The sequence below is a fragment of the Phaeovulum molybdatiresistens genome (genome assembly GCF_023544865.1).
Taxonomy (GTDB): Bacteria; Pseudomonadota; Alphaproteobacteria; order Rhodobacterales; family Rhodobacteraceae; genus Pontitalea.
Map to the genome: position 1 here is coordinate 409,274 of NZ_JAMJFX010000001.1, position 25,758 is coordinate 435,031.

Annotated in this window: 26 protein-coding genes; 18 read left to right on the forward strand and 8 right to left on the reverse strand. The window is 66.7% G+C overall.

The window, feature by feature from the left end:
• Positions 1 to 4: 4 nt before the first annotated feature.
• Entirely contained in the window at positions 5 to 817 is an 813-nt protein-coding gene (locus tag MXB90_RS02035; protein ID WP_250040352.1) for a uracil-DNA glycosylase, read from the reverse strand.
• Between the two features lie 103 nt (positions 818 to 920).
• Between MXB90_RS02035 and MXB90_RS02040 the strand changes: the two genes are divergently transcribed.
• From MXB90_RS02040 to plsY, 4 genes are read left to right on the forward strand one after another with little or no spacing between them, the layout of a single operon-like run.
• The gene (locus MXB90_RS02040; RefSeq protein ID WP_250040354.1) at positions 921 to 1,886 is read left to right on the forward strand and encodes an aspartate carbamoyltransferase catalytic subunit; all 966 of its coding nucleotides are present in this window, start codon (positions 921 to 923) and stop codon (positions 1,884 to 1,886) included.
• Entirely contained in the window at positions 1,879 to 2,364 is a 486-nt protein-coding gene (locus MXB90_RS02045; protein WP_250040357.1) for a hypothetical protein, read from the forward strand. The genes MXB90_RS02040 and MXB90_RS02045 overlap by 8 nt, the downstream gene beginning before the upstream one ends.
• A 15-nt stretch (positions 2,365 to 2,379) precedes the next feature.
• Positions 2,380 to 3,657, forward strand: coding sequence for a dihydroorotase (pyrC, locus tag MXB90_RS02050; RefSeq protein WP_250040360.1), 1,278 nt, complete (start codon positions 2,380 to 2,382; stop codon positions 3,655 to 3,657).
• 33 nt (positions 3,658 to 3,690) lie between these two features.
• Positions 3,691 to 4,305, forward strand: coding sequence for a glycerol-3-phosphate 1-O-acyltransferase PlsY (gene plsY, locus MXB90_RS02055; RefSeq protein WP_250040377.1), 615 nt, complete (start codon positions 3,691 to 3,693; stop codon positions 4,303 to 4,305).
• Between the two features lie 72 nt (positions 4,306 to 4,377).
• On the opposite strand, the gene MXB90_RS02060 is transcribed toward plsY, so the two are convergent.
• Genes MXB90_RS02060 through MXB90_RS02070 form a run of 3 tightly spaced genes read right to left on the reverse strand, consistent with a single transcriptional unit; the run spans position 4,378 to position 7,037 of the window.
• Positions 4,378 to 5,748: a glutamate--cysteine ligase gene (locus MXB90_RS02060; protein WP_250040379.1), complete on the reverse strand. Its 1,371-nt coding sequence runs from the start codon at positions 5,746 to 5,748 to the stop codon at positions 4,378 to 4,380.
• 54 nt (positions 5,749 to 5,802) lie between these two features.
• A complete protein-coding gene (locus MXB90_RS02065; RefSeq protein ID WP_250040380.1) occupies positions 5,803 to 6,315 on the reverse strand; it encodes a hypothetical protein in 513 nt (170 codons plus the stop codon).
• Complete coding sequence (locus MXB90_RS02070; RefSeq protein ID WP_250040382.1) at positions 6,312 to 7,037, reverse strand: 16S rRNA (uracil(1498)-N(3))-methyltransferase; 726 nt, start codon at positions 7,035 to 7,037, stop codon at positions 6,312 to 6,314. Before MXB90_RS02070 ends, MXB90_RS02065 begins: the two co-directional genes overlap by 4 nt.
• A 12-nt stretch (positions 7,038 to 7,049) precedes the next feature.
• Between MXB90_RS02070 and ubiA the strand changes: the two genes are divergently transcribed.
• From ubiA to uvrC, 8 genes are all read left to right on the forward strand, one after another.
• Positions 7,050 to 8,066: a 4-hydroxybenzoate octaprenyltransferase gene (gene ubiA / locus MXB90_RS02075; protein ID WP_250040384.1), complete on the forward strand. Its 1,017-nt coding sequence runs from the start codon at positions 7,050 to 7,052 to the stop codon at positions 8,064 to 8,066.
• 83 nt (positions 8,067 to 8,149) lie between these two features.
• Positions 8,150 to 10,255 carry an OmpA family protein gene (locus tag MXB90_RS02080; RefSeq protein ID WP_250040387.1) on the forward strand — a complete coding sequence of 702 codons (2,106 nt, stop codon included), beginning with the start codon at positions 8,150 to 8,152 and terminating at the stop codon, positions 10,253 to 10,255.
• Positions 10,256 to 10,271: 16 nt separating this feature from the next.
• Entirely contained in the window at positions 10,272 to 10,601 is a 330-nt protein-coding gene (locus tag MXB90_RS02085; protein WP_250040389.1) for a hypothetical protein, read from the forward strand.
• A 157-nt stretch (positions 10,602 to 10,758) separates the two neighbouring features.
• Positions 10,759 to 11,568, forward strand: a complete 810-nt coding sequence (locus MXB90_RS02090; RefSeq protein WP_284040690.1) for a S49 family peptidase — start codon at positions 10,759 to 10,761, stop codon at positions 11,566 to 11,568.
• A gap of 3 nt (positions 11,569 to 11,571) precedes the next feature.
• Complete coding sequence (locus tag MXB90_RS02095; protein ID WP_250040391.1) at positions 11,572 to 11,760, forward strand: hypothetical protein; 189 nt, start codon at positions 11,572 to 11,574, stop codon at positions 11,758 to 11,760.
• A gap of 4 nt (positions 11,761 to 11,764) precedes the next feature.
• Complete coding sequence (locus MXB90_RS02100; RefSeq protein ID WP_250040393.1) at positions 11,765 to 12,733, forward strand: calcium/sodium antiporter; 969 nt, start codon at positions 11,765 to 11,767, stop codon at positions 12,731 to 12,733.
• The gene (locus MXB90_RS02105) at positions 12,730 to 13,509 is read left to right on the forward strand and encodes an SDR family oxidoreductase (RefSeq protein ID WP_250040396.1); all 780 of its coding nucleotides are present in this window, start codon (positions 12,730 to 12,732) and stop codon (positions 13,507 to 13,509) included. The genes MXB90_RS02100 and MXB90_RS02105 overlap by 4 nt, the downstream gene beginning before the upstream one ends.
• A gap of 298 nt (positions 13,510 to 13,807) precedes the next feature.
• On the forward strand, positions 13,808 to 15,706 hold the full coding sequence (gene uvrC / locus MXB90_RS02110; protein WP_250040398.1) for an excinuclease ABC subunit UvrC: 1,899 nt from the start codon (positions 13,808 to 13,810) through the stop codon (positions 15,704 to 15,706).
• Positions 15,707 to 15,742: 36 nt separating this feature from the next.
• Here uvrC and gdhA read toward each other — a convergent pair whose 3' ends face one another.
• Positions 15,743 to 17,092, reverse strand: a complete 1,350-nt coding sequence (gene gdhA, locus MXB90_RS02115) for an NADP-specific glutamate dehydrogenase (protein ID WP_250040400.1) — start codon at positions 17,090 to 17,092, stop codon at positions 15,743 to 15,745.
• Between the two features lie 183 nt (positions 17,093 to 17,275).
• Here gdhA and pgsA point away from each other — a divergent pair, with 183 nt between their 5' ends.
• Genes pgsA through MXB90_RS02130 form a run of 3 tightly spaced genes read left to right on the forward strand, consistent with a single transcriptional unit; the run spans position 17,276 to position 18,587 of the window.
• The gene (gene pgsA / locus MXB90_RS02120; protein ID WP_250040402.1) at positions 17,276 to 17,902 is read left to right on the forward strand and encodes a CDP-diacylglycerol--glycerol-3-phosphate 3-phosphatidyltransferase; all 627 of its coding nucleotides are present in this window, start codon (positions 17,276 to 17,278) and stop codon (positions 17,900 to 17,902) included.
• Complete coding sequence (gene moaD / locus MXB90_RS02125) at positions 17,895 to 18,143, forward strand: molybdopterin converting factor subunit 1 (protein WP_250040411.1); 249 nt, start codon at positions 17,895 to 17,897, stop codon at positions 18,141 to 18,143. The genes pgsA and moaD overlap by 8 nt, the downstream gene beginning before the upstream one ends.
• Before the next feature lie 3 nt (positions 18,144 to 18,146).
• A complete protein-coding gene (locus MXB90_RS02130) occupies positions 18,147 to 18,587 on the forward strand; it encodes a molybdenum cofactor biosynthesis protein MoaE (RefSeq protein ID WP_250040414.1) in 441 nt (146 codons plus the stop codon).
• 100 nt (positions 18,588 to 18,687) lie between these two features.
• Here MXB90_RS02130 and MXB90_RS02135 read toward each other — a convergent pair whose 3' ends face one another.
• The gene (locus tag MXB90_RS02135; protein WP_250040416.1) at positions 18,688 to 19,740 is read right to left on the reverse strand and encodes an NAD(P)/FAD-dependent oxidoreductase; all 1,053 of its coding nucleotides are present in this window, start codon (positions 19,738 to 19,740) and stop codon (positions 18,688 to 18,690) included.
• A 48-nt stretch (positions 19,741 to 19,788) separates the two neighbouring features.
• Here MXB90_RS02135 and mnmC2 point away from each other — a divergent pair, with 48 nt between their 5' ends.
• Together mnmC2 and MXB90_RS02145 are read left to right on the forward strand one after the other, a co-directional pair.
• Positions 19,789 to 20,466, forward strand: a complete 678-nt coding sequence (gene mnmC2, locus MXB90_RS02140) for a tRNA (5-methylaminomethyl-2-thiouridine)(34)-methyltransferase MnmC2 (RefSeq protein WP_250040418.1) — start codon at positions 19,789 to 19,791, stop codon at positions 20,464 to 20,466.
• Positions 20,463 to 21,368, forward strand: a complete 906-nt coding sequence (locus tag MXB90_RS02145; protein ID WP_250040420.1) for a DMT family transporter — start codon at positions 20,463 to 20,465, stop codon at positions 21,366 to 21,368. Before mnmC2 ends, MXB90_RS02145 begins: the two co-directional genes overlap by 4 nt.
• On the opposite strand, the gene MXB90_RS02150 is transcribed toward MXB90_RS02145, so the two are convergent.
• Complete coding sequence (locus tag MXB90_RS02150; RefSeq protein ID WP_284040711.1) at positions 21,331 to 23,289, reverse strand: lytic transglycosylase domain-containing protein; 1,959 nt, start codon at positions 23,287 to 23,289, stop codon at positions 21,331 to 21,333. The two genes, MXB90_RS02145 and MXB90_RS02150, sit on opposite strands and share 38 nt — an antisense overlap.
• 142 nt (positions 23,290 to 23,431) lie before the next feature.
• On the opposite strand from MXB90_RS02150, the gene dapA reads away from it, so the two are divergent.
• Positions 23,432 to 24,304: a 4-hydroxy-tetrahydrodipicolinate synthase gene (dapA, locus tag MXB90_RS02160; protein WP_250040425.1), complete on the forward strand. Its 873-nt coding sequence runs from the start codon at positions 23,432 to 23,434 to the stop codon at positions 24,302 to 24,304.
• A 68-nt stretch (positions 24,305 to 24,372) separates the two neighbouring features.
• Here dapA and MXB90_RS02165 read toward each other — a convergent pair whose 3' ends face one another.
• Positions 24,373 to 25,758: a glutamine synthetase family protein gene (locus MXB90_RS02165; RefSeq protein ID WP_250040427.1), complete on the reverse strand. Its 1,386-nt coding sequence runs from the start codon at positions 25,756 to 25,758 to the stop codon at positions 24,373 to 24,375.

Sequence of the window (25,758 nt, forward strand, 5' to 3'; positions counted from 1 at the left end):
CCGGTCAGACCGCGTCCAGCCGCGCCCGCAGGTCAAGCAGATCGGCCCAGGCCTCGCGCTTGGCCAGTGGCATGCGCAGCAGATAGGCAGGATGGGTCATCGGCAAGGCGGGGCGCCCGAAGGCCTCGGCCCATTGGCCGCGCAGTTTTGCGATTCCGGTCTGGCCCAGCGCCGCCTGACAGGCCGGATTGCCCATCAGCACCAGAAAATCCGGATCGGCCAGTTCCACGTGTCGCGCCAGGAACGGGCGCATCATGTCGATTTCCGCCGCGTTCGGCGCACGGTTGCCCGGCGGGCGCCAGGGCAGGACATTTGTGATGTAAAGCGCCGCGCCCGCATCAGGGGCAGCGCGCGACAGGCCGATGGCCGCGAACATCCGGTCCAGCAAATGGCCGGCCGGGCCGACAAAGGGCTTGCCGGCCAGATCTTCCTCGCGGCCCGGGGCCTCGCCGATGACCATGACGCGCGCCGCCGGATTGCCATCGGCAAAGACCATGGACCGCGCGCCCTTCTTCAGATCGCACAGATCGAAATCGGCGATCGCCTGTGCCAGCGCGGGCAGATCGGCCGCCGCCCCCGCCGCCGCGCGGGCCAGCGCCACCGGGTCGGCCGCCGCCTGATCCAGGACCGCGGGCATCGCGGCGGCGGGGGCAGACGGGGACTGTGGCCGGGGCGCGGCAGCCGGGGCGCTGTCGGGCAGATCATACCGGTTCAGGGGGGCATCCAGAATCGCCTCATCCGCGCCCATTTCCAGCTGCCATTCCAGCGCGGCCAGGGCGGCAAAGTAATCCATCTCGGGGGCGGGCTCTGTCTGCATTGCGCCAAGCTAGGGCCGCGCCCCGCGAAGGTAAAGCCTTCGTGCTGGACGCCAGCCCCCCCTTTTGCGATAAGCGCGCCAAACCACGATAGGAGAGGCGGCGATGGCATTCCGCGCAAGGCACCTTCTGGGGATCGAGCACCTGACCCCCGAGGATATCCGCACCGTTCTGGACCTTGCCGACCGTTACGTCGACCTCAACCGCCGCACGGTGAAACGCACCGATGCGCTGGCGGGCATGACACAGATCAACATGTTCTTTGAAAACTCGACCCGCACCCAGGCCAGCTTTGAACTGGCCGGCAAGCGTCTGGGCGCGGATGTGATGAACATGGCGGTGGCGCAGTCATCGGTGAAGAAGGGCGAGACGCTGATCGACACCGCGCTGACGCTGAATGCGATGCACCCCGACCTGCTGGTCGTGCGCCACCCGAATTCCGGCGCGGTCAACCTGCTGGCGGAAAAGGTGAATTGCGCCGTGCTGAACGCGGGCGACGGCAAGCACGAACATCCCACGCAGGCGTTGCTGGATGCGCTGACCATCCGCCGCGCCAAGGGCCGCATCCAGCGCCTGACCGTCGCGATCTGCGGCGACATCGCGCACAGCCGGGTGGCGCGGTCGAACCTGCTGCTGCTGGGCAAGATGGAAAACCGCGTGCGCCTGATCGGGCCGCCGACGCTGATGCCCGCGGGCGTGGCCGAATTCGGATGTGAGGTGTTTGACGACATGCGCGCGGGCCTGGACGGCGCCGATGTGGTGATGATGCTGCGCCTGCAGAAGGAACGGATGGACGGCGGCTTTATCCCGTCGGAACGCGAATATTTCCACCGCTACGGGCTGGATGCCGAAAAGCTGGCCTTTGCCAAGCCCGACGCCATCGTCATGCACCCCGGCCCGATGAACCGGGGCGTGGAAATCGACGGCACCATCGCCGATGACATCAACCGATCCGTCATTCAGGAACAGGTGGAAATGGGCGTCGCGGTGCGGATGGCCTGCATGGACCTGCTGGCGCAGAACCTGCGGGCCGATCGCGGCCGCCAGGCGACCGAGGGCACCTATGTCTGAAATCCGGCGCGACGACGTTCACGACTATCGCCCCGGCCCCGCCGCGGAACGCCCGCTGGAAGACGGGGAACCGGTCAATGCCGTTTTCCTGGCCGACCGCCGCCGCTACTGGACCGATCATGCCGCGATGGCCGCGATCGGGGTGGCGGCGCTTCTGGCAATCCTGCCCTGGGTGGGCAAGGCCGACCAGATCCCAGTGGCGGCGCTGGCTGTGGTTCTGGGGCTGGGCCTGCGCGGGCTTTACTTCCGGTCCGAGGCTTTCGCCCGGCGCTGGCAGCTGACCGACCGGCGGCTGATCGGGCCGCAGGGGCGGCAGGTGATGCTGCTGGAAATCGCCGCCGTCCGCCGCCTGTTCGGCGACGTGCAGATCGTCACCAACGGCGGCGCCAAACATCTGATCAAGCATCTGGCCGATGCCGAGGCCGTCATGCGCCAGATCGAGGCGGCCAAGGCGGCGCGCGCGCTTGTGGCGCGATAGGACAACGGGGGACCCATGACGATCTTTCTCGAAAACGCCCGCCTGATCGACCCCGAGGCGCAGACCCAGACCCTGGGCAATGTGATCCTCGACAATGGCCTGATCGCCGCCATCGGCGAAATGTCCGCCCCCGCCGATGCCCAGGTGATCGAATGCCACGGAAAGTGCCTTGCGCCGGGTATCGTCGACATGGGCGTCAAGATCGGTGAACCGGGCGAACGACACCGCGAATCCTTCCGCTCGGCGGGCCTTGCGGCGGCGGCGGGGGGCGTCACCACGATCATCGCGCGCCCCGACACCAACCCCGCCATCGACACACCCGAGGTGCTGGAATTCGTCACGCGCCGCGCCGCGGAATCCGCCCCCGTCCACATCCGCCATATGGCCGCCCTGACCAAGGGCCGCGAGGGACGCGAGATGACGGAAATCGGCTTTCTTCTGGATGCCGGCGCCGTCGCCTTCACCGATTTTGACCATGTCGTGACCGATACCAAGGTGCTGTCGCGCGCGCTGGCCTACGCCCGCAGCCTGGGCGCGCTGGTGATCGGCCACCCGCAAGACCCCGGCCTGTCCAAGGGCGCGGCCGTCACCTCGGGTAAATTCGCCTCGCTGCGCGGTCTGCCCGGCGTCAGCCCGATGGCCGAACGGATGGGCCTTGACCGCGACTTGGCCTTGATCGAGATGACGGGCGCGCGCTATCACGCCGATCAGATCACCTGCGCCCGCACCCTGCCCGCGCTAGAACGCGCCAAGAAAAACGGGCTGGACGTGACTGCGGGCGTCTCGATCCACCATCTGACGCTGAACGAATTCGACGTGGGCGATTATCGCACCTTCTTCAAGCTGACCCCACCGCTGCGCGCCGAAGAAGACCGCCTTGCCGTGCTTGATGCCGTGGCCAGCGGCCTGATCGACGTGATCTGCTCGATGCACACCCCCGCGGATGAGGAATCCAAGCGCCTGCCGTATGAAGAGGCCGCCGCGGGCGCTGTGGCGCTGGAAACCTTCCTGCCGGCAGCGATGCGGCTTTACCATGCCGGCGCGCTGACCCTGCCGCAGCTGTTCCGGGCCATGGCGCTGAACCCCGCCAAGCGCCTTGGCCTGCCGCAGGGCCGCCTGGCCGAAGGCGCGCCCGCCGATCTGGTGCTGTTCGATCCGGACGCGCCCTTCCTGCTGGATCGGTTCAAACTGCATTCAAAATCGAAAAATACCCCCTTCGACGGACAGCGGATGGAAGGCAAAGTTCTTGCCACATTCGTCGCAGGGGTGCAGGTTTACCGCGCGGGCGAATAACCGCGAACGAATAACAAGAATACGGGGGCAGACATGCCGGTTTTGGATAGCGGGGCGCTGATCCTCGGGCTGGTGGCGGTGTTGGGCTACCTGCTCGGGTCCATCCCCTTCGGTGTCGTGATCACCAAGGCACTGGGCCTGGGTGATCTGCGCGCCATCGGATCGGGCAATATCGGGGCCACCAATGTGCTGCGCACCGGCAACAAGGCCGCCGCCGCCGCGACGCTGGTTCTGGACGGGGCCAAGGGCGCGGTGGCGGTTCTGATCGCCCGCGCGGTCATGGCCGAAGATACCGCCGCCCAGATCGCGGGTGGCGCGGCCTTTCTGGGCCATCTCTATCCGGTCTGGCTGGGCTTTCGGGGCGGCAAGGGGGTGGCGACCTTTCTGGGCACCATCCTGGCACTGGCTTGGCCCGTGGGCCTTGCGGCCTGCGCGACCTGGCTTTTAACAGCGGCGATCAGCCGGATCTCATCGCTTTCGGCGCTGGCGGCGGCCGCCGCCTCGGTGCCGCTGGCCTGGGCCCTTGGCCGGCCGCAGGTGATGCTGATCTGCGCCGTGATGGCGGTCATGGTCTTCTGGCGCCACCGCGCCAATATAGCCCGCCTGGCCGCAGGGACCGAACCGCGCATCGGCCGCAAGACCGCCTGATCTTCTTCTTGGAAAAATACTCCGCGGGGTCCGGGGGCGCGCAGCCCCCGGCGCCTGTCACGGGCGCACCGATCAGTAACTGTATTCGGCGTAGATCCGGCTCAGATCGCCTTGCCATTCGCCGTGATATTTCGCCAAAAGCTCATCCGCCGGCACATGGCCGCTGGCCACGCTTTCGGCAAGCGCGTCCAGGAAATGCGTCTCATCGGGGATCAGCCCGCCCGCACCGGGGCGCGCGCGCGCCTTCAGCCCGGCCTGCGCGATCGCCACCGCCTCACGCGCCAGATCGTGCAGGCGGATGCCGTTCGCCTCGCCCTGAAGCGCATCGCGCCCCGCCGCCACACGCAGCGCATCACGGGTTTGCGCATCCCAGCCTTTGACCAGATCCCAGGCCGCATCCAGCGCGCCCTGATCATAGATCAGCCCGACCCAGAAGGCCGGCAGCGCACACAGCCGCCGCCAAGGGCCACCATCGGCGCCGCGCATCTCGATGTATTTCTTGACCCGCGCCTCGGGGAACACGGTGGTCATGTGATCGGCCCAATCCGACAGGGTGGGCTTTTCCCCCGGCAGCGCAGGCAGCTCACCCTTCAGGAAATCACGGAACGACTGGCCCAGCGCGTTGATGTATTTGCCGTCGCGGTAGACGAAATACATCGGCACATCCAGGACGTAATCGACCCAGCGTTCATAGCCCATGCCGTCTTCAAAGACGAAGGGCAGCATGCCGGTGCGCGCGCCATCCAGGTTCTGCCAGATATGGCTGCGCCAGCTTTTCATGCCGTTGGGCTTGCCATCCAGGAAGGGCGAATTGGCAAACAGCGCGGTCGCCACCGGCTGCAGCGCCAGCGCCACGCGCAGTTTCTTGACCATGTCGGCTTCGGACGCGAAGTCCAGGTTCACCTGCACCGTGCAGGTGCGATACATCATCTGCTTGCCCAGCGTGCCGACGCTGTCCATGTAATCGGTCATCAACCGATAGCGCCCCTTGGGCATCATCGGCATCTGGTCCTGCGACCATTCCGGCGCCGCCCCCAGCCCGATGAATCGCACGCCGATGTCATCGGCCACGGCCTGAACCTCACGCAGGTGTTCATGCACCTCGTCGCAGGTCTGGTGGATGGTTTCCAGCGGCGCGCCCGACAATTCCAGCTGCCCGCCCGGTTCCAGGCTGACATTGGCGCCATTGCGCGTCAGGCCGATGATGTTGTCCTGCTCCAGCACCGGGGTCCAGCCAAAGCGGTCACGCAGGCCTTCCAGCATCGCCTTGATCGACCGCGGGCCGTCATAGGGCAACGGCTGCAACGTGTCCTTGCAATAGCCGAATTTCTCATGCTCGGTGCCAATGCGCCACTGATCCTTCGGCTTTTCACCCGAGGCGATATATTCAGCCAGCTGCTCATGGCGCTCGATCGGGCCACCGCCCTGTTGTGGAATAGACATGGGCCGCCCCTCGCGCGCTTCGGTTCCGGGGCAACAGGTGGCGCGCTGCGACGGTCAAGTCAAGGGCAGATGGGCGGGCCGCTGCCACAGGCTTTGTGCAGCCATGCGCTGATCCAGCGCTGCGGACAGGCGCGCCATGTCGATCCCGGGCAGGGTGGCGAAGGCATCATACAGCGCCGCCGCCCCCGCCGCCGCGACCGGAATCAAAAGCGCCTGGCCATCGGCCTGCTTCAACCGCCAATAGTGCTGGCCCTGCAGCACAAGCAGGCGGATTTCGGTCAGGTCGCGCAGCGCGACATAGCCGCCAAGACCCTGGGCCGCGCCGAAATAGCCGATCTGGCCTTCATCCACCTCGACCAGGCCCGGCGCGCTGATGTCGCGCGCGAAACGCAATCGGCGCAGCGCAATCACCCCCCAGGCCAGCGCCACCCCCGCGACGATCAGTCCCAGCGCCTGCATCAGCCAGCCACCCAGCGCAAACAGCCAGATCCCGGCGGCCAGCGCGCCCGCTGCCGCCGCAACCTCGCGCCAGCGCATCAGGGTCGCGCGCGCCGCGGGACGGATCACCGCCAATCCCCCAGCGCGGCCTGCCACAGCGTCAGCGCCGCACAGGCCGCCGTGTCGGCCCGCAGGATGCGCGGCCCGAGGCTGACCGGCGTGACAAAAGGCAGGCCGCGCAGGCGGGCGCGTTCGGGTTCGGAAAAGCCGCCCTCGGGGCCGATCAGAATGGCCCAGGGACCGGGGGCCAGACCCGCCAGCGTTTCGGCGGGGCCAGCCAGGCTTTCATCGGCCCACAGGATGCGGCGCGCCCCATCCCAACCCGCCAGCACCTTGGCCAGCGGCACCAGATCGCTGACCTCGGGGACAAAGGTGCCGCCGCATTGTTCGGCGGCCTCAACCGCGTGGGCCTGCAGCCGGTCCTGCCGGATGCGTTCGGAATTGGTGAAATCGGTCTGCACGGGGATGATCCGCGCCGCCCCCAGTTCCGCCGCCTTTTCCACGATGAAATCGGTGCGCGCCTTCTTGATCGGCGCAAAGACCAGCCACAGGTCGGGCGGGTTCAGCTGTGGCGCGGCCTGTTCGATACAGGCCAGATCGCCGCCGCGCTTGGCCGCGCGCGCCACCTCGGCCGTCCATTCGCCGTCACGCCCGTTGAACAGCGCGACCCGCGCGCCGGCGCCCAGCCGCATCACCCCGAACAGGTAATGCGCCTGCGCCTCGGTCAGGGGCACGGCTTGCCCCGGACCCAAAGGGTGCTCTACATGAAGTCTGATCCTGGCGCGTTCCATGAGGCGAAATCTATGACCCAAAAGACCGAATTGCCAGAGAAGACCGATGTGCCCGAGACGACCAATGCAGCCCGGGCAGATCAGCCCGGCACCTGCGGGACGGTTGCGGATGCGCCGCCCGACAACTGGGTCGACCGTTGGGCGCCTGCGGCCACGCGCCCCTATCTGCGGCTGTCGCGCGCCGACCGGCCCATCGGCACCTGGCTGTTGCTGCTGCCGTGCTGGTGGGGGCTGGCGCTGGCCGCCGCCGCCGATGCCCCACGCTGGGGCGATCTGTGGATCGCCATTGGCTGCACCATCGGCGCGGTGCTGATGCGCGGTGCGGGCTGCACCTGGAACGACATCACCGACCGCGATTTCGATGGACGAGTGGCGCGCACCCGATCGCGCCCGATCCCGTCGGGGCAGGTCACGGTGCGCGGCGCGCTGATCTGGATGGCGGCGCAGGTGGCGGTTTCGGCGCTGATCCTGTTGACCTTCCCCCCCGCGGCGATCGTGCTGGGGCTGGTCGCGCTGATCCCCGTGGCGATCTATCCCTTTGCCAAGCGGTTCACCTGGTGGCCGCAGGTCTTTCTGGGCATCGCCTTCAACTGGGGCGCGCTGCTGGCCTGGGCCGCGCATACGGGCAGCCTGTCGGTGGCGCCGGTGCTGCTGTATCTGTCGGGGCTGGTCTGGACGCTGTTCTACGACACGATCTATGCCCACCAGGACAAGGAAGATGACGCGCTGATCGGCATCCGGTCCACCGCGCGGCTGTTCGCCGATCAGACGGGGCGCTGGCTGAACGGGTTTCTGATCGGATCGGTCGCGTTGATGACGGGGGCGGTGCTGGCGGCGCTTTTGCCCCAGACCCCGCCGCACAGCCTGGTTCTGGCGCTGATCGCGCCCTGGGCCTTTGGCTGGCACATGATCTGGCAGCTGCGCCAGCTGGACATCGACGACCCCGGCGCCTGCCTGCGCCTGTTCCGCAGCAATCGCGACACCGGGCTGATCGTTGCGCTGTTTCTTGCCGCAGCGGCGCTGGTTTGATTGATCCCCGCCCCCCCTGCCCTTAAGGAGAGTGCGAGGCAACAACCAAAGGCTCTGCCGATATGCGCTTGCGCTCTACACTGATGACGGGCACCGCCTTCGTTTCGGCGCTGATCCTGTCGGCCTTCATCGCCGGCGGATCGGCCACGATCATCGAAAAGCGGTCCCGGTCTGATGTGCGGGTCGCGCTGGAAACCGCCGGCCACAGCTGGGCCCGGATCGAGGCGGACGGGCTGCAGGTGATCGTGATGGGCACCGCGCCATCCGAAGCGGCCCGGTTCCGGGCGATTTCCCTGGCCGGAACCGTGGTCGAGGCGACGCGCGTGGTCGATGCCACCGATGTCGCCCAGGCCCAGGACATCGCCCCCCCGGCCTTCAGCCTGGAAATCCTGCGCAATGACGATGGCATCTCGCTGATCGGGCTGGTCCCGGCGGGAACCGACCGCGCGGCGCTGGTGCGCGACCTGACCGACCTTGCCGCGGATGGCAAGGTCACCGACATGCTGGAAACCGCCGATTACCCCGTCCCCGACGGCTGGCAACAGGCCTATGACTTTGGCCTGACCACGCTGCGCAGCCTGCCGCGGTCCAAGATCTCGATCGCGGCGGGTGAGGTCGCGGTGACCGCAATCACCGATTCCGCCACCGAAAAGGCGCGCATCGAAACCAGCCTGGCGCGGCGCAACACCGGCGGACTGAAGCTGACGCGCGACATTTCCGCGCCGCGCCCGGTGATCACGCCCTTCACGCTGCGCTTCCTGATCGATGCCGAAGGCGCGCGCTTTGATGCCTGTTCGGCCGATACCGACCGCGCGCGCACCCGCATCCTGGCCGCGGCACGCGCCGCCGGGGCCACGGGCGATCTGGGCTGCACGGTGGGCATGGGCGTGCCCTCGCCCGATTGGGCCGAGGCGGTCGCCATGGCGCTGGCGGCGATGAAGGAACTGGGTGAAGGATCAGTCACCTTTTCGGATGCCGATATCGCGCTGATCGCCGGCGACAACGTCAGCCAGGCGGTGTTCGACAAGGTGGTTGGGGAACTGGAATCGAACCTGCCCGAGGTCTTTTCGCTGAAGGCCGAACTGACGCGCAAACCCGAAGCGGGCAGCGCGGCGCCGGAATTTTCCGCGACGCTGGCCAAATCCGGCCAGATCCAGCTGCGCGGGCGGCTGACCGATGAACGCCAGCGCGAGGCGGTCGAGAATTTTGCCCGCGCGCGCTTTGGCAATGCCCAGGTCTATGGCGCCACGCGTCTGGATGACACCCTGCCGCTGGGCTGGCCGATGCGCGTTCTGGCCGCGCTGGAAGCGCTGGATGAACTGGCCGAGGGCGCGGTGGTGGTCAGCCCCGACATGATCCGCCTGTCCGGGGTGACGGGAAACCCGCAAGCCTCGGACGCGGTGGCGCGCATCCTTGCCGCCCGGCTGGGCGAAGGGGTGCGGATGGATCTGTCGATCCGCTATGACAAACGGCTGGACCCGGTGCTGGGCCTGCCCACCGGCCCGGAATGCGTGGCGCAGCTGAACGCGGTGCTGCGCGACGACAAGCTGAGTTTCGAACCCGGCTCGGCGGTGATCGCGGCGGATGAGGGGGCGGCGCTGGACCAACTGGCGCAAATCATGAAGACCTGCGCCGATTTCCGCATGGAACTGGCCGGTCACACCGACAGCCAGGGGTCCGAGGAATTCAACGAACGGCTGTCGCAGGAACGCGCCGATGCGGTGCGCGCGGCGCTGATGGAACGCCGGGTTCTGGTCGGCAACCTGACCGCGAAAGGCTATGGCGAATCGCAGCCGATCGCCGACAACGGCACCGAGGCGGGGCGCGAGGCGAACCGGCGGATCGAATTCGTCCTGCTGGATGAAACACCCGTCGAGGGCAGCCCCACCGCCACCGTGCTGGATGCCGCGGGTGGGGCGCCAGCGCCCGACAGCGCCGCGCCCGAACTGGCCGACACGCCACCGCAAGCGGCCGAGACCGAGGATGCCGGGGCACAGGACGAAACGCAGGACCAGCCGGGCGCAACGGATACGGCAGAGGCTGAGGCTGAGGCTGAGGAGCCTGACGCACAGACCGAGGAACCGGAAGGCGACCCGGACGGGATCGTGATCGAGGCGGTGCCGGCCACCGCGGACACGCCGCGCCCGCGCGCGCGCCCGGAAGGCCTGGGCGGAACGGAACGGAATTGAGGCGACAGGGACAGACATGAACAGAACCGAATTCGTTTTCGCCACGGCGATCATCCTGTTTCTGGCCTTCAGCCTGGGTTGGTTCGCCTCATGGCTGATCCACCGGCTGACGCGGGTGACGCGCGCGGACATGGGCGAGCTGGAGCAGATGGCCCAGGCCCTGCACGAAGCCGAGGAAACCCGCGACGAGGCGCTGCGGTTTCTGGAAACGCGCGAGGCCGAGTTGATGAACCAGATCTCGCAAACCGAGGCGGAACTGCGCGCGGCAATGGACGGCCTGCGCGATGCCCGCCACGAGGCCGAGGAGCTGCGCGCCTATATCGAGCGGATGAACGCGAACCGGTAGAAAAGGGGGCTGTCTGCCCCCTCTTGGCCTGATGGCCAATTCACCCCCGAGGATATTTTGGCAAAGCCGAAGCCAGACCCGGGGGATGGCAGCGAATTTCGCGGAAATCGGGTAGGCGCGCTTGTTACGGCGGCCAGTTGCCCCTACATCGCAGGCCATGCGTATTCCGGTTCGCCTGCCCTTCGTGAAAACCGTCCCGCAAGTTGCGGTGATCCGCCTGCAAGGGCCGATCGGGGCCGTGCGCCCCGGTGGCACAGGCCTGACAGATGCGGCCCTTGCGCCGCTGATTGAACGCGCGTTCCGGCGCGGAAAGCCGGTGGCGGTTGCGCTTGTGGTGAATTCGCCGGGCGGATCGCCGGTGCAATCGTCGTTGATCGCGGCGCGTATCCGGCGGCTGGCCGAGGAAAAAGGCATTCCCGTTCACGCCTTCGTCGAGGATGTGGCGGCCTCGGGCGGCTATTGGCTGGCCTGTTCGGCCGATGACATCTGGGCGGATGCGACCTCGGTGATCGGATCGATCGGCGTGATCTCGGCCGGGTTCGGATTTGCCGGGCTGATCGACCGTTACGGTGTGGAACGGCGGGTGCATACGGCGGGCGGGGCGAAAAGCTTCCTTGACCCGTTTCGCCCCGAAAAGCCCGAGGATATCGAACGCCTGCGTGCCATACTGGAGCCGATGCATGACGCCTTCAAGGCGCATGTCACCGCGCGGCGCGGGGTACGCCTGAGCGCCGGGCGTGATCTGTTCACCGGCGACATCTGGGCCGGGCAGCAGGCGGTGGAACTGGGCCTGATCGACGGGATCGCCCACATTGTGCCCAAGCTGAAAGCGCTATACGGCGACAAGGTGCGGCTTGTGCCCTATGGGCTGCGCCGGCCCTGGTTCCGCCGGATCGGCATGGACGCCGCCGGTGCCGTGATCGCAGCGGCAGAGGAGCGCGCCCTATGGGCCCGCTATGGGCTGTAGCCGATGCTGATCAAGATGATGATCCTGTTTCTGCTGGCGATGGCCGTCTTGGCCATGATCGGCAAGCTGCGCCTGCCCGGGCGCACGGGCAAGCGGCGCGGCAAGCTGACGGCGGTGCGCTGCAAGCGCTGTGGCCGGCCAAGGATCGGCAAGGGGCCCTGTCCTTGCGAAACAAAGACATCTGGGGGGTGATCAATTGATCTGGGATCTGGCGCATATCGGCGCGGGGCTTGTCTTGCTGATCCTGGCGGGGGATGTGCTGGTGCGCGGCGCGGTCGCGCTGGCGCTTCGGCTGGGGATACCTGCGCTGATCGTCGGGCTGACGATAGTGGCCTTCGGAACATCGGCGCCCGAAATGATGGTGTCGGTGGCGGCGGTGCTTGGAAACGCGCCGGGCATCGCATTGGGCAATGTGGTCGGGTCCAACACCGCCAATATCCTGCTGGTGCTTGGGTTGCCCGCGCTGATCGCCAATATTCCCACCGATGAACATGACATGCGCAAAAGCTATCTGACGATGCTGGCGGGTAGTGTTCTGTTCATCCTTCTGGCCTTCATGGGGCCGTTCCGATGGCCCCATGCGCTGGTGCTTCTGATCGGGCTGGCGCTTGTGATGGGCGATCAGATCCGCGACGCGCTGGTGCATCGGGCCAGGCGCGCCGAGGTTGAAGCCGACGCCCCCGAGATTGCCACGGCCGATGCGGCGCTGTCCCCCCTGCGCATCGGCCTTTACATCCTGGCGGGCCTGATCGGTCTGCCGCTGGCCGCGGATCTGCTGGTCACCGGGGCCAGCAACATGGCCCGCGCCTTCGGAATTTCCGAAGCCGTGATCGGGCTGACGCTGGTGGCGGTGGGCACATCGCTGCCCGAACTTGCGACCTCGGTCACAGCCGCGATCAAGGGGCGCGCCGATGTGGCGCTTGGCAATGTGGTGGGGTCGAACATCTTCAACCTGCTGGGCATCATCGGCGTGGCGGGGTTGGTCGGCACCCTGCCGGTGCCGCCGGAAATGCTGCGGCTGGACCTTTGGGTGATGCTGGGGGTTTCGGTGCTGATTGCGCCCTTCATCTTCTATCGCTGGCCCTTCCGCCGGTTGGTCGGCCTTGGGTTCCTGGGGATCTATGCGGGCTATGTGGTGATTCTGATGACGGGGGCCGCGGCATGAACGGGCGGGCACTGGTGACCGGCGCAGGGCGTCGGCTGGGGCGGGAAATGGCGCTGTATCTGGCGCGGCGCGGCCATGACGTGGCGGTGCATTACGCCACCTCGCAACCCGAGGCAGAGGCAGTCGCGCAGGAGATCCGGGCGATGGGGCGGCGGGCAGTCACCCTGCAGGCCGATCTTTTGGCAGAGGCCGATACCCAGGGCCTGGTCGCGCGCGCGGCCGAGGGCCTGGGCGGGCCGCTGGATGTGCTGGTCAACAACGCCTCGATTTTTGAATATGACAATATTCACACCGCCACGCGCGACAGCTGGGACCGGCATTTCGAATCCAACCTGCGCGCGCCTTTCGTTTTGACGCAGGCCTTTGCCGCGCAGGCCCCCAAGGCCGACCGAAGCCGGGGCGAACCCAGGGCGCGGGCGCTGGTGGTCAACATGCTTGACCAAAGAATGCGCAAGCTGACACCGGAATTCATGACCTATTCGCTAGCCAAGATGGGGCTGTGGGCGCTGACCCGGACCGCCGCACAGGCGCTTGCGCCGGACATCCGTGTCAACGCGATCGGCCCCGGCCCGACCCTTCAGGGCGCGCGCCAGACAGAGGACCACTTTGCCCGCCAGCGCGCCGCGACGATCCTGGAACGCGGCGCCGATCCGGAAGATATCTGTGCTGCTTTGGGTTACTTTCTGGATGCTCTTTCGGTTACCGGACAGCTGATCTGTGTCGATGGCGGGCAGCATCTGGCGTGGAAAACGCCCGATGTGCTGGGCCCGGAATAGGCCGCGCAGCGCCGGGGGGGCTGCAACTTGTCCACTTTGCCCGACGTCTTCACAAACCCGTTAAGAATCCTTTATTCTTTTCAGTAACTTGCCAGACGTTCAAATTATTTCATTTGAAAATCAAGGCGTTATATCTATGCCTAATTTTTAGGCAAACTGATGAACCCGCCCGAAAACAAGGGAGATTCCGCTGCCCGCGCGCTTTGCCAACAGAGTTATCCACAGAAACCGTGGACAGCTTTACCCTTGATTTTGGCACCCGGACACGGCAACCGGGACAGAGAATCGAAAGATTAACATGACCGAGGACACCGAAGCCCCCCTGCCGCCCGAAGGCGCCGCGACCGAGGCCGCGCTGACCGGCCACGCGCTGGTGCAAAGTTACCTGAAAACGCTGGACGGCTCGCCCGGCGTCTATCGGATGCTGAACGCCCAGAATGAGGTGCTTTACGTCGGAAAGGCGCGCAACCTGCGCGCACGGGTGTCGAACTATGCCCGACCCTCGGGGCATTCCGGGCGCATCGCCCGGATGATCCGCGAAACCGCGCGGATGATGTTTCTGACCACCCGGACCGAAACCGAGGCGCTGCTGCTGGAGCAGAACCTGATCAAGCAGCTGAAGCCGCGCTACAACGTGCTGCTGCGCGACGACAAAAGCTTTCCGAATATTCTCGTTTCGAAAACCCACGCCTATCCGCAGATCAAGAAGCATCGCGGCGCCAAGACGGAAAAGGGCAGCTACTATGGCCCCTTTGCCAGCGCGGGCGCGGTGAACCGGACGCTGAACCAGTTGCAGCGCGTCTTCCTGCTGCGCAACTGTTCGGATGCGATGTTCGAAAGCCGCACCCGGCCCTGCCTGCTGTATCAGATCAAGCGCTGTGCGGGGCCTTGCGTGGGGCGGATTTCGGAAAGCGACTATGCCGCGCTGGTGGCCGACGCCGAACGCTTCCTGCAGGGCAAGTCGACCGACATCCAGAAACACCTTGCCGCCGAAATGGCCGAGGCGTCCGAGGCGATGGAGTTTGAGCGCGCCGCCGCCCTGCGCGACCGCATCCGCGCGCTGACCAATGTGCAATCGGCCCAAGGCATCAACCCGCGCAGCGTGGCCGAGGCGGATGTGATCGCGCTGCACATGGAAGGCGGGCAGGCCTGCGTGCAGGTGTTTTTCATCCGTGCGCATCAAAGCTGGGGCAACCGCGACTATTACCCCCGCACCGGATCGGGGGCCGAGGCGCCCGAGGTGCTGGAGGCGTTTCTGGCCCAGTTCTATGACGACAAGACCCCGCCCCGGCTGATCCTTCTGTCGCATCCGATCGGGGATGAGGATCTGATGGTCAACCTGCTGTCCGACCGCGCCGGCCGGCGGATCGAGATTGCCGTGCCGCAGCGGGGCGAAAAGGCGGAACTGGTGGAAAACGCCGCCCGCAACGCCCGCGAAAGCCTGGCCCGCAAGATGAGCGAAAGCGCGACCCAGGCACGCCTGCTGGAAGGCCTGGCCGAGGCCTTTGGCCTGGACGCCCCGCCCCTTCGGATCGAGGTTTACGACAACAGCCACATCCAGGGCACCAATGCCGTGGGCGGCATGATCGTGGCCGGGGCCGAGGGATTTTTGAAAAGCCAGTATCGCAAGTTCAACATCAAGGGCACTGACATCACCCCCGGCGATGACTTTGGCATGATGAAAGAGGTGCTGACCCGCCGCTTTGCTCGCCTGCTGAAGGAAGACCCCGACCGCGAAACCGAAAGCTGGCCCGACCTTCTGCTGATTGACGGCGGGGCCGGGCAAGTCTCGGCCGTGGCGGAAATCATGGAGGAGATGGGCGTCGAGGACATCCCGATGGTCGGCGTGGCAAAGGGCGTGGACCGCGACCACGGCAAAGAGGAATTCCACCGGCCCGGCCAGCGCCCCTTTGCGCTGCGGATGAATGATCCGGTGCTGTATTTCATCCAGCGCTTGCGCGATGAGGCGCACCGCTGGGCGATCGGCGCGCATCGGGCGAAACGGGCCAAGGCCGTGGGGGCGACGCCGCTGGATGAAATTCCGGGGGTGGGGGCCACGCGCAAACGCGCGCTTCTGGCGCATTTCGGATCGGCCAAGGCGGTCAGCCGCGCCGGGCTGTCGGACCTGCAGGCCGTGCCCGGAATTTCCGCGGCGATGGCCCAGACGATCTACGATTTCTTCAACACCAAGGGCTGAAGACGCCCCGGCCGGCGGACCGGCCGGGGCATTGGATCAGATCACACCCATCATGCGCATCGCTTCGGCCACGCGGACAAAGCCCGCGATATTGGCGCCCAGCACATAATCGCTGGGTGCGCCATATTCATCGGCGGTTTCGAAGCAGGCGTCGTGGATCGAATGCATGATCGTGGCCAGCTTTGCCTCGGTCTGCTCAAAGGACCAGCTGTCGCGCGAGGCGTTCTGCTGCATCTCCAGCGCCGAGGTGGCCACGCCACCGGCGTTCGCGGCCTTGCCCGGCGCGAACAGCACGCCGGCGGTCTGGAAGGTGCGGACCGCATCCGGGGTCGAGGGCATGTTGGCACCTTCACCCACCGCGATCACGCCGTTCTTCACCAGCGTCTGGGCATCCTTGCCGGTCAGTTCGTTCTGCGTGGCGCAGGGCAGTGCCACATCGCACGGAACATCCCAGATCGAACCCTTGGCGATGAAATGCGACCCCACGCCCTTGATCCGGGCATATTCCGAAATCCGTTCACGCCGGACTTCCTTGATCTGTTTCACCAGATCCAGGTCGATGCCGTTTTCATCCACCACATAGCCCGAGCTGTCCGAGCAAGCCACGATGGTCGCGCCGTATTCGATCGCCTTTTCCATCGCATAGATGGCGACGTTGCCCGAACCCGACACGGTAACGCGCTTGCCCTCAAAGCTCTGGCCCTTGGTGCCCAGCATGCGCTGCACGAAATAGACGGTGCCATAGCCGGTCGCCTCGGTGCGCGCGCGCGAGCCGCCATAGACCAGGCCCTTGCCGGTCAGCACGCCCGCCTCATAACGGTTGGTCAGGCGCTTGTACTGGCCGAACATGTAACCGATCTCACGCCCGCCCACGCCGATGTCGCCGGCCGGAACGTCGGTATATTCGCCGATGTGACGGTGCAGTTCGGTCATGAACGACTGGCAGAACCGCATGATCTCGCCATCGGAACGGCCCTTGGGGTCAAAGTCCGAACCGCCCTTGCCGCCGCCGATCGGCATGCCGGTCAGCGCGTTCTTGAAGGTCTGTTCAAAACCCAGGAACTTGATGATCCCCACGTTGACCGAGGGGTGGAAACGGATGCCGCCCTTGTACGGGCCCAGCGCCGAGTTGAATTGCACCCGGAAACCGCGGTTGATCTGCACCTGATTCTTGTCATCCACCCACGGCACGCGGAAGATGATCTGGCGTTCGGGTTCGCAGATCCGCTCGATCAGCGCGTCATGGGCGTAGTCGGGGCGCTTGGCGATCACCCGGCCCAGGCTTTCCAGCACTTCGTGAACCGCCTGATGGAATTCCAGCTCGCCCGCGTTGCGGCGCAGAACTTCATTCAGCACCGGTCTCAGTTTGTCGTCGATATTTTGCACTCAGGGCCCCCAATTCGGTGACGAATTGCCCAAGGCTTGGGCATTGTGCCTGCGAAATGGCCGATTTTTCGGGCAAAGTGAAGTGTAAATCCGATTCCAGGCCCCAACTGCGGTCCCAGACCGCGGCACGGGGCCGCGATCCGCCCTCTTCCCTCGGCACGGATCAGAAGCTAGGGTGCCAACATGAAATGGAATTTGCCCAATATCCTGACGGTCTTGCGACTGATCGCCGCGCCCGGCGTCGCGGTCATGTTCCTGTATTTTCAGCGGCCTTGGGCAGACTGGTTCGCGCTTGCGCTGTTCATCACCGCGGCGGTGACCGACTGGTTCGATGGCTACCTCGCCCGCGCCTGGAAGCAGGAATCACGATTCGGCGCCATGCTGGACCCGATCGCCGACAAGGCGATGGTGGTGATCGCGCTGGTAATCATCACTGGCTATTCCGGCATGAACCCCTGGCTGATCCTGCCGGTCACCGTGATCCTGTTCCGTGAGGTGTTCGTGGCCGGCCTGCGTGAATTTCTTGGCGCGGATTCGGGCAAGCTCAAGGTTACGAAACTGGCGAAATGGAAGACCACCGCGCAGATGGTGGCGATTGCGGTCCTGTTCCTCGGCACCGGGCTGGCCTTTCTGGAACGCCGCCCCCCCCGGGCGGGCGAGGGCGACCTGCCGACCGGCGCCAGCCTGGCCGATCTGGCAACCCATTTCGGACTGGCCCTGATCTGGATCGCCGCGATTCTGACCGCGATCACCGGCTGGGATTACTTCCGCAAGTCGCTGCCACTGCTGAAGGAGCCCAAGGATGGTTGAGGTTCTGTATTTCGCCTGGGTCCGCGAACGCATCGGCCTTGCCCGCGAAACCGTGCAGACCGACGCCGCGACGGTCGCCGACCTAATCGAACAGCTCAAGGCGCGCGATCCCCGCTATGCCGCCGCCTTCGCCGATGTGGCGGCGCTGCGCGTCGCGCTTGACCAGGATCTGGCCGATTTCGCGGCCCCCCTGGCGGGCGTGCGCGAGATTGCCTTCTTCCCACCCATGACCGGGGGCTGACCCATGCGCATCACCCTTCAGCAAGCCGCCTTCGATCCGGGCCAGGAAACCGCGGGCTTTGGCCAGGGCCGGGCCGATGTCGGCGCGGTGGTCACCTTCACCGGGCTGGTGCGCGATGACAGCGGCAAGATGCAGGCGCTGGATATTGAACATTACCCCGGCATGACCGAACGCGCCATCACCGCGATCGCCGAACAGGCCATCAGCCGCTGGTCCCTGGCCGATTGCCTGGTGATCCACCGCTACGGCCATCTTGCGGTGGGCGAACCGATCATGATGGTGGCCACCGCCGCGCGCCACCGCGCCGATGCCTTCGCCGCGGCCGAATTCCTGATGGATTACCTGAAATCCCGCGCGCCGTTCTGGAAAAAGGAAATCGGCCCCGATGGTGAAAGCTGGGTCGCGGCCAAGGACAGCGACGAAGTCGCCCTGACGCGCTGGTAACCCGCCCGGCGCCAAAGCCCGCCAAAGCCCTCGGTGGTCCTTCGGCTTTGCGAAAATATCCCGGGGTGAATGGGCCGACAGGCCCAGAGGGGCAGCGCCCCTAAAGGCTGTCCTCGACCCGGAACCCCGCCGGAATGGCATCGCGCCCCGCAAGCACCAGATCGGCCATCACCTCGGCCACCTTCGGCGCCATGCCAAAGCCGATCTTGAAGCCGCCATTGGCGATGAAATGCCCCGGGCGTCCCGGCCAGGGCCCCAGCATCGGCGCGCGCGACCGCGCCCGCGGGCGCAACCCGGCCCAACGGTCCACCACCTCGGCCCCCGCCAGCGCGGGGCACAGGGCGCAGGCCTGAGTGATCAGCGACTCCAGTTGCGCATCCACCGTGTCGGGCGCATCGAACACCCGTTCCGATGTTGACCCGATCGCCACCGTGCCATCGGCATGGGGCACGATATGGACCCCATCGGCATAGATCTGTGGCACTGCCCCCGCATCATGGCACAGCAGCGCCGACTGTCCCTTGATCCCGCCGCCCACCGGCCTGCCCAACGCGCCCGACAACGCCGCCAGCCCCGCCGCACCGGTGGCGTGGATCACGGCACCTTCCTCGGCCGCCTCACCCATCACAACCTCGGCGCCCAGTGCCCGCAGCGCCGCCACCAGCGCGGCCCCCGCCCTACGGGGGTTTGCCCGCGCGCTCAGCGTATCATGCACGACAAGCCCCGTCGGCGACACCGGCGCAAAGGCCCCGAAGCCCGCCACCGGCACCACCTGCCAGACCGCCTGATCCAGCCAATGAACCGCCGCCCCTGCCGCGCGCGCCTGCGCCCGCGCAACCGCCGCATCATCAGCCAGCGGCTGAATCCGGCCCAGCCGCGCATAGCCCGGATCGCCGCCCCCCACCGCCGCCACATCGGCCCAGAAAGCCTCGGCCATCAGCAGGCTTTCCAGCTGAAACTGTTTCTTGGGGTTCCACTGTTCGGGCACATGCGGCGCCAGCGCCCCCACATGCCCGCCCGAGGCACCCGCGCCGATCCGCGCCACCTCGATCAGCCGCACCTTCGCGCCCCGCCGCGCCAGAACAAAGGCGCAGGCCAGACCAAAGACCCCGCCCCCCCGCACCGTCACATCCATCCGTTTGCCCGTTGCCATTGCCCGCCCCTTTCGCCATGGTCGCAGCCGAACCAAGGGCTATCCGCAATGCGCGACACAGACCAGACCGACCCCGGCCTTTCCTGGCGCGACGACGCGATTCCCGTCTCGACCCGCTTTGACGATCCCTATTTCAGCCTAGCCAATGGCCTGGCCGAAACGCGCCATGTGTTTCTGGCCGGAAACGACCTGCCCGCGCGCCTGCGTCCCGGGTTTCACATCGCGGAACTGGGCTTTGGCACCGGGCTGAACCTGTTGGCCACCTGCATCGCCGCCGGCAACACGCCGATCTGCTTCACCAGCTTTGAGGCCTTCCCCCTGCCCGCCGCAGATATCGCCCGCGCCCTGCAGGCCTTCCCCGAGGCGCTGGCCATCGCGGACCCGTTCCTGACGGCTTGGGCCCGGGGGGAACGCCGCTTCCAGCTTGGCCCCGTCGCCGTTCAGGTGATCGTTGGCGATGCCCGCGACACCCTGCCCCACTGGGACGGGCGCGCGGATGCCTGGTTCCTTGACGGCTTTTCCCCCGCCAAGAACCCCGAGCTGTGGGGCGAGGCGCTGATGGCCGAGGTCGCCCGCCATACCGCGCCCGGCGGCAGCTTTGCCACCTATACCGCCGCGGGCTTCGTGCGCCGCGCGCTGGCGCAGGCGGGCTTTGCCGTGACCCGCGCGCCCGGCCACGGCCACAAGCGCCACATGAGCCGCGGCCAGCTGGGGGCGCAGCAATGACCGCACAGAACCAACGCACCGGCATCCTGCTGATGATCGCCACCACCCTGATCTTCGCGATCCAGGACGGCATCTCGCGCCATCTGTCGGAAAGCTACAACGTCTACATGGTGGTGATGATCCGCTACTGGTTCTTCGCCCTTTTCGTCGTCGCACTGGCCAGCCGGCAGACCGGCGGGCTGCGCCGGGCGGTCGCCACCCGTCAGCCCTTGTTGCAGGTATCCCGCGCGGTCCTGCTGATCGTTCAGAACCTGATCATCATTCAGGGCTTTGTCATCCTTGGTTTGGTCGAAAGCCACGCGGTCTTTGCCTGCTATCCGCTGCTGATCGTGGCGCTGTCCGGGCCGGTGCTGGGCGAAAAGGTCGGCTGGCGGCGCTGGACGGCGGTTGCGATCGGCTTTGCCGGAATTTTGGTGATCCTTCAGCCCGGCATTGGCGTCTTCCAACCCGCGGCCATGATCCCGTTGCTGGGCGCCCTTCTGTTCGCGCTTTATGGTGTGCTGACCCGCTTTGCGGCGCGCAAGGACAGCACGTCGGTATCCTTCTTCTGGACCGGCGTTCTGGGGGCTGTGATCGCCACCGCGATCGGCATCTGGTTCTGGGAACCGATGATCGCCCCCGACTGGGGCTGGATGGCTGTTCTGTGCCTGACCTCGGCCAGCGCGCATTGGCTGCTGATCCGCGCCTATGAGGTCGCCGAAGCCTCGGCGATCCAGCCCTTTGCCTATCTGCAGCTGGTCTTTATCGCGATCCTTGGCGTCACGGTCTTTGACGAGGTGGTCCGCCCCAATGTCGCGCTGGGGGCGGTGATCGTGGTGGGATCGGGGCTGTTTGCGCTGTGGCGCGAACGGATGCGCAGCCAGGTCAGCGCGCCGGCGGCAGACCCCGCAGCTCGGCGCTGAAGCGCAGCGGCCCCGCATCGGCCTGGCCCAGCCGGGCGCGATAGATCGGCAGGCTTTCGGCCACGCGCATCACATAGTTGCGGGTTTCGGTAAAGGGGATCATCTCGATCCAGTCCACCACATCCACCGTCGGGTTACGCGGATCGCCGCGTTCCTCAACCCAGCGGCGCGGGCGGCCCGGCCCCGCGTTGTAGCCCGCCGCCACCAGCACCGGCGAGGTGCCGAATTCCGCGCGCAGAACGCCCAGATAGGCCGCCCCCAGCCGCGCGTTATAGCCCGGATCACGTGTCAGCCGATCCGCTTCATAGGCGATGCCCAGCCGGTCGGCCATCATCTTGGCGGTGCCCGGCATCACCTGCATCAGCCCGCGCGCGCCCGCCGGCGACACCACTGCCGGGTCGAATTCGCTTTCGCGCCGGGCAATCGCCAGCGCAAGTTCGGCCGGAACGCCCAGGTCCAGCGTCTCGATGCCCGACAGCGGGTAATAGGCCGCCACCAGCATCGCCCCGGTTTCCGCCGCCCGCTTGCCCAGGCCCAGCGCCAGATGCGGATCGTTCCATTCCAGCGCCAACCGCGCCAGCCGCGCCACATCCTCGGCGCCAAGACCTTCGGACAGATGCAGGATGAACCGTTGGGCCAGTTCATCGTGCCCGGCGGCTTTCAGCAGCACCGCCGCCTGAAACACCGAAGCCTCGGCAAAGCCTGCCCCGCGCCAATCCGGCAAAGGCGGCGGCGCGGCAAAGGCCGGGTCCAGCGGCAGGCCCGCCCGCTCCGCCGCCAAAAGCCCGTAGAACGCCGTCTGATAGCGTGCCGCGTCGCGATAGGCCGCTTGGGCCGCCTCGGCCTTGCCCATCGCCTCCAGCGCGCGGCCCTTCCAGTACCCGGCCCGCGACAGGCTGATCGGGCTTTGCACCACGGCCCCCAGCGCCTCAAAATGGCGCAGCGCGGTGGGCCCATCGCCCAGCTTCAGCGCGGCATAACCGGCCAGCCATTCCAGATCGGCATAATCCGCGCCCTCGGCCGGCAGCCGGTGGCGCGCGGCAATCATATAGGCGCGCCGCGCATCGCCCTGACGCAGATCCCACCGCGCAAGCGAGGCACGCAGCCCCGCCCACAGATGCGGCGCGCCCAGACGATCGGCATCGACGGACCGTTCCAGCAAAAGCTCGGCCGCCGCCGCCTCGGCCCCGTTGCGCCAGCGCCACTTGGCCCGGTCCAGCGCCAGCCCGGCCGATCCCAGCATCCGCTCGGGCACCGCCGCGATCAGCGAATCCACGCCCCCCCGGTTGGCCTGCAAGGCAATGCGCGCCTCGGCGACCGCCCGCGTGCCGGGCGTGGCAAAGGGCAGGATGCGCTGCGCCTGATCGCGCTGACCGCGCTCCAGCATGGCCGCGATCCGCCCGCCATGATGCGGCGCCACCAGGTCGGGATAGCGCTGCAGGAACGCCTCCTGATCGCGCGCCTCCATCACCAGCCCGCGCCAGGCAGCCTCGGCCACGGTCGCGGCCTTGCCCGCCTCGCCGCGGGCCTGATGGGCGGCCACCAGCGCCAACGCCCCCGCCCCGGTCAGCGGCGCCCGGTTTGCGAAATAGCCCACCACCTGATCGGCGGCCACACCGTCAAGCTTTGCTTCCCCGCGCCGCCGCAACAGATCCATCCCCGGCCAGTCGCCCCGGCGGGTGACAAAATCGGCATAGTCGGCAAATGTCCCCTCGCCCGCGCGCAGCCGGTGCCATTCAACGATGTCGAATGACAAAGGCCCCGATCCGCGCGCGACATCCTGCGCCGTGGCCCAGTCCTTCGCCCCCGCCGCCTGCAACGCACGCGCCAGCGCCGCCGCATCCTCGGCCCGGGCCGCAGCGATCGGCGCCAGAACCATCGCCGCCGCCACGACAACCGCCCGGAACATTCCCTGGATCATCACCTGCCCGCCCCCATCTTTTTCCTCTTCCTGCCCGCCAGCACCCCCCAGTGCAATTCACAAACTTGGCAAGGCCGCGCGGCTCGCATAAGGTCCGCCCGATTTCAACCGGGCGAATCCGCCCCGACGCAAGGAGCGTGTCATGTTCAAAGGGTCCATTCCCGCACTGATCACGCCGTTCAAGGACGGCGAGCTGGATCTGGACGCGCTCAAGAAACTTGTGGAATGGCACGTGGCCGAAGGCAGCCACGGCCTTGTGCCCATGGGCACCACGGGCGAAAGCCCCACGGTCAGCCACGAAGAACACATGCGCGTCGTCTCCGAGGTGGTGAAGGCCGCGGCAGGCCGCATCCCGGTGATCGCGGGCGCGGGCTCGAACTCGACGACCGAAGGTGTGAACCTGATCCGCCACGCCGAGGCCACCGGCGCCAATGCCGCCCTTGTCGTGACGCCCTATTACAACAAGCCCACCCAGCGCGGCATGATCGCCCATTTCACCGCGATGCACGATGCCTGCACCCTGCCGATCATCATCTACAACATCCCCGGCCGCTCGGTCGTGGACATGATGCCCGAAACCATGGGCGAACTGGCGAAACTGCCGCGCATCATCGGCGTCAAGGACGCCACCGGCAAGATTGAGCGCGTCAGCCTGCAGCGCGAAACCTGCGGCCCCGATTTCATCCAGCTGTCGGGCGAGGACGCGACCGCCCTTGGTTTCAACGCACATGGCGGCGTCGGCTGCATCTCGGTCACCGCCAACGTCGCGCCGCGCCTCTGCTCGGAATTCCAGGAAGCCACCCTGCGCGGCGATTATGCCAAGGCGCTGGAATACCAGGACCGGCTGATGCCGCTGCACACGGCGATCTTCGTCGAACCGGGCGTTGCGGGCGCGAAATACGCCCTCTCGCGCCTTGGCCTCTGCCGCGAAGAGGTCCGCCTGCCGCTGACCCCGTTGCTGGACAGCACCAAAGCCCAGATCGACGCGGCGATGAAACACGCAGGCCTTCTCTAAGGCGCCTTGCTTCTTCTTGGTCGAAATACTCCGGGGGTCCGGGGGCAGCGCCCCCGGCCCTTTTCGTTTCACACCGCGTGCAGATACAGATCGTAATCCACATCAGCGATCGTCCGCGCCACCCGCTGATATTCGGCAGCCTTGATCGCGGTGAAGGTGCGGTGCATGTCCGCGCCCAGCGCCTCTTTCAGAAAGGCCGAGTCCGTCGCCGCCCGGATCGCCTCGCGCCAGTCGCCCGGGATTGGCAGGTCATCCTTGCCCTGATAGCCGTTCCCCGTCGTCTCGGGGCCGGGGTCGATCCGGTGGCGCAGCCCGTGCCGGATGCCCGCCAGCACCGTCGCAGCCACCAGATAGGGGTTGGCATCCACGCCCGAGGGACGATGCTCGATCCGCCGCGCCTTCACATCGCCCGCCGGGATGCGCAGCGCGACGGATCGGTTGTTCACCCCCCAGCTGGGCGACACGGGCGCATAGCTTTGCCCCACGAACCGCCGCCAGCTGTTGGCATGGGGCGCGAAGACCAGCATCGATTCCCCCATCGTGGCGCGCAGGCCACCGATCGCGTGGCGGATCGTGTCGGTCCACTGGCCCTCGATTTCCTCGGCAAAGATGTTGCGGCCTTTGGCGTCTTGCAGGCTGACGTGGAAATGCATGCCCGATCCTGCGTATTTCTCAACCGGCTTGGCCATGAAGCAGGCCACCACGCCGTGCCGACGCGCCTGCAGCCGCACGATCCGCTTCAGCCGCACCAGATCATCGGCGGCCTGCATCACTTCGGTGCGATAGTGCAGCGTCAGCTCATACTGCCCCGGCGCATATTCGGAAATCACGGTTTCCGCCTTGATCCCCATCGCTTCCGCCGCGCGGTAGATGTCGGAAAACAGGGGCTCCATCCCGTGCAGGTGATCGACGGAATACACTTCGGTCCAGTTCGACCGCCGACCGTCCAGCACCGCCGCCGCGGGGCGGGGATAGCCGTCCTCGCCAAATTTGGGGTCCAGCAGGAAGAACTCCAGCTCGAATGCGCCCGCGGGGTGCAGGCCTTCGGCCGCCATCGCCTTGACCTGACGGGACAGCGCGTGGCGCGGGTCGGATGTCATCTCGCCCCCGTCCAGATGATACATGCTCATCAACACCTCGCCGCGCGGCGGGTTGGTGCCATAAAGCGGCTTCAATGTGCCGGGGATCGGCCAGGCGCGCAGGTCGCCGTCGCCCTGATCCCAGATCAGGCCGGTTTCATGCACATCCTCGCCCACGATATCGAGGCCGAGGATCGAGATCGGCAGGTGCCGCCCCCCGGTGTAAAGGCCCATCAGCTCATGCCGACGGATGATCTTGCCGCGCCCGATGCCATTGGCGTCATGCAGGACAATGTCGAAGGCCTCGATCTCGGGGTGGGCCTCCAGGAAGGTTTCGGCCTCTTGCCACGAGGAACCGGAAGGGGATTGGGTCAT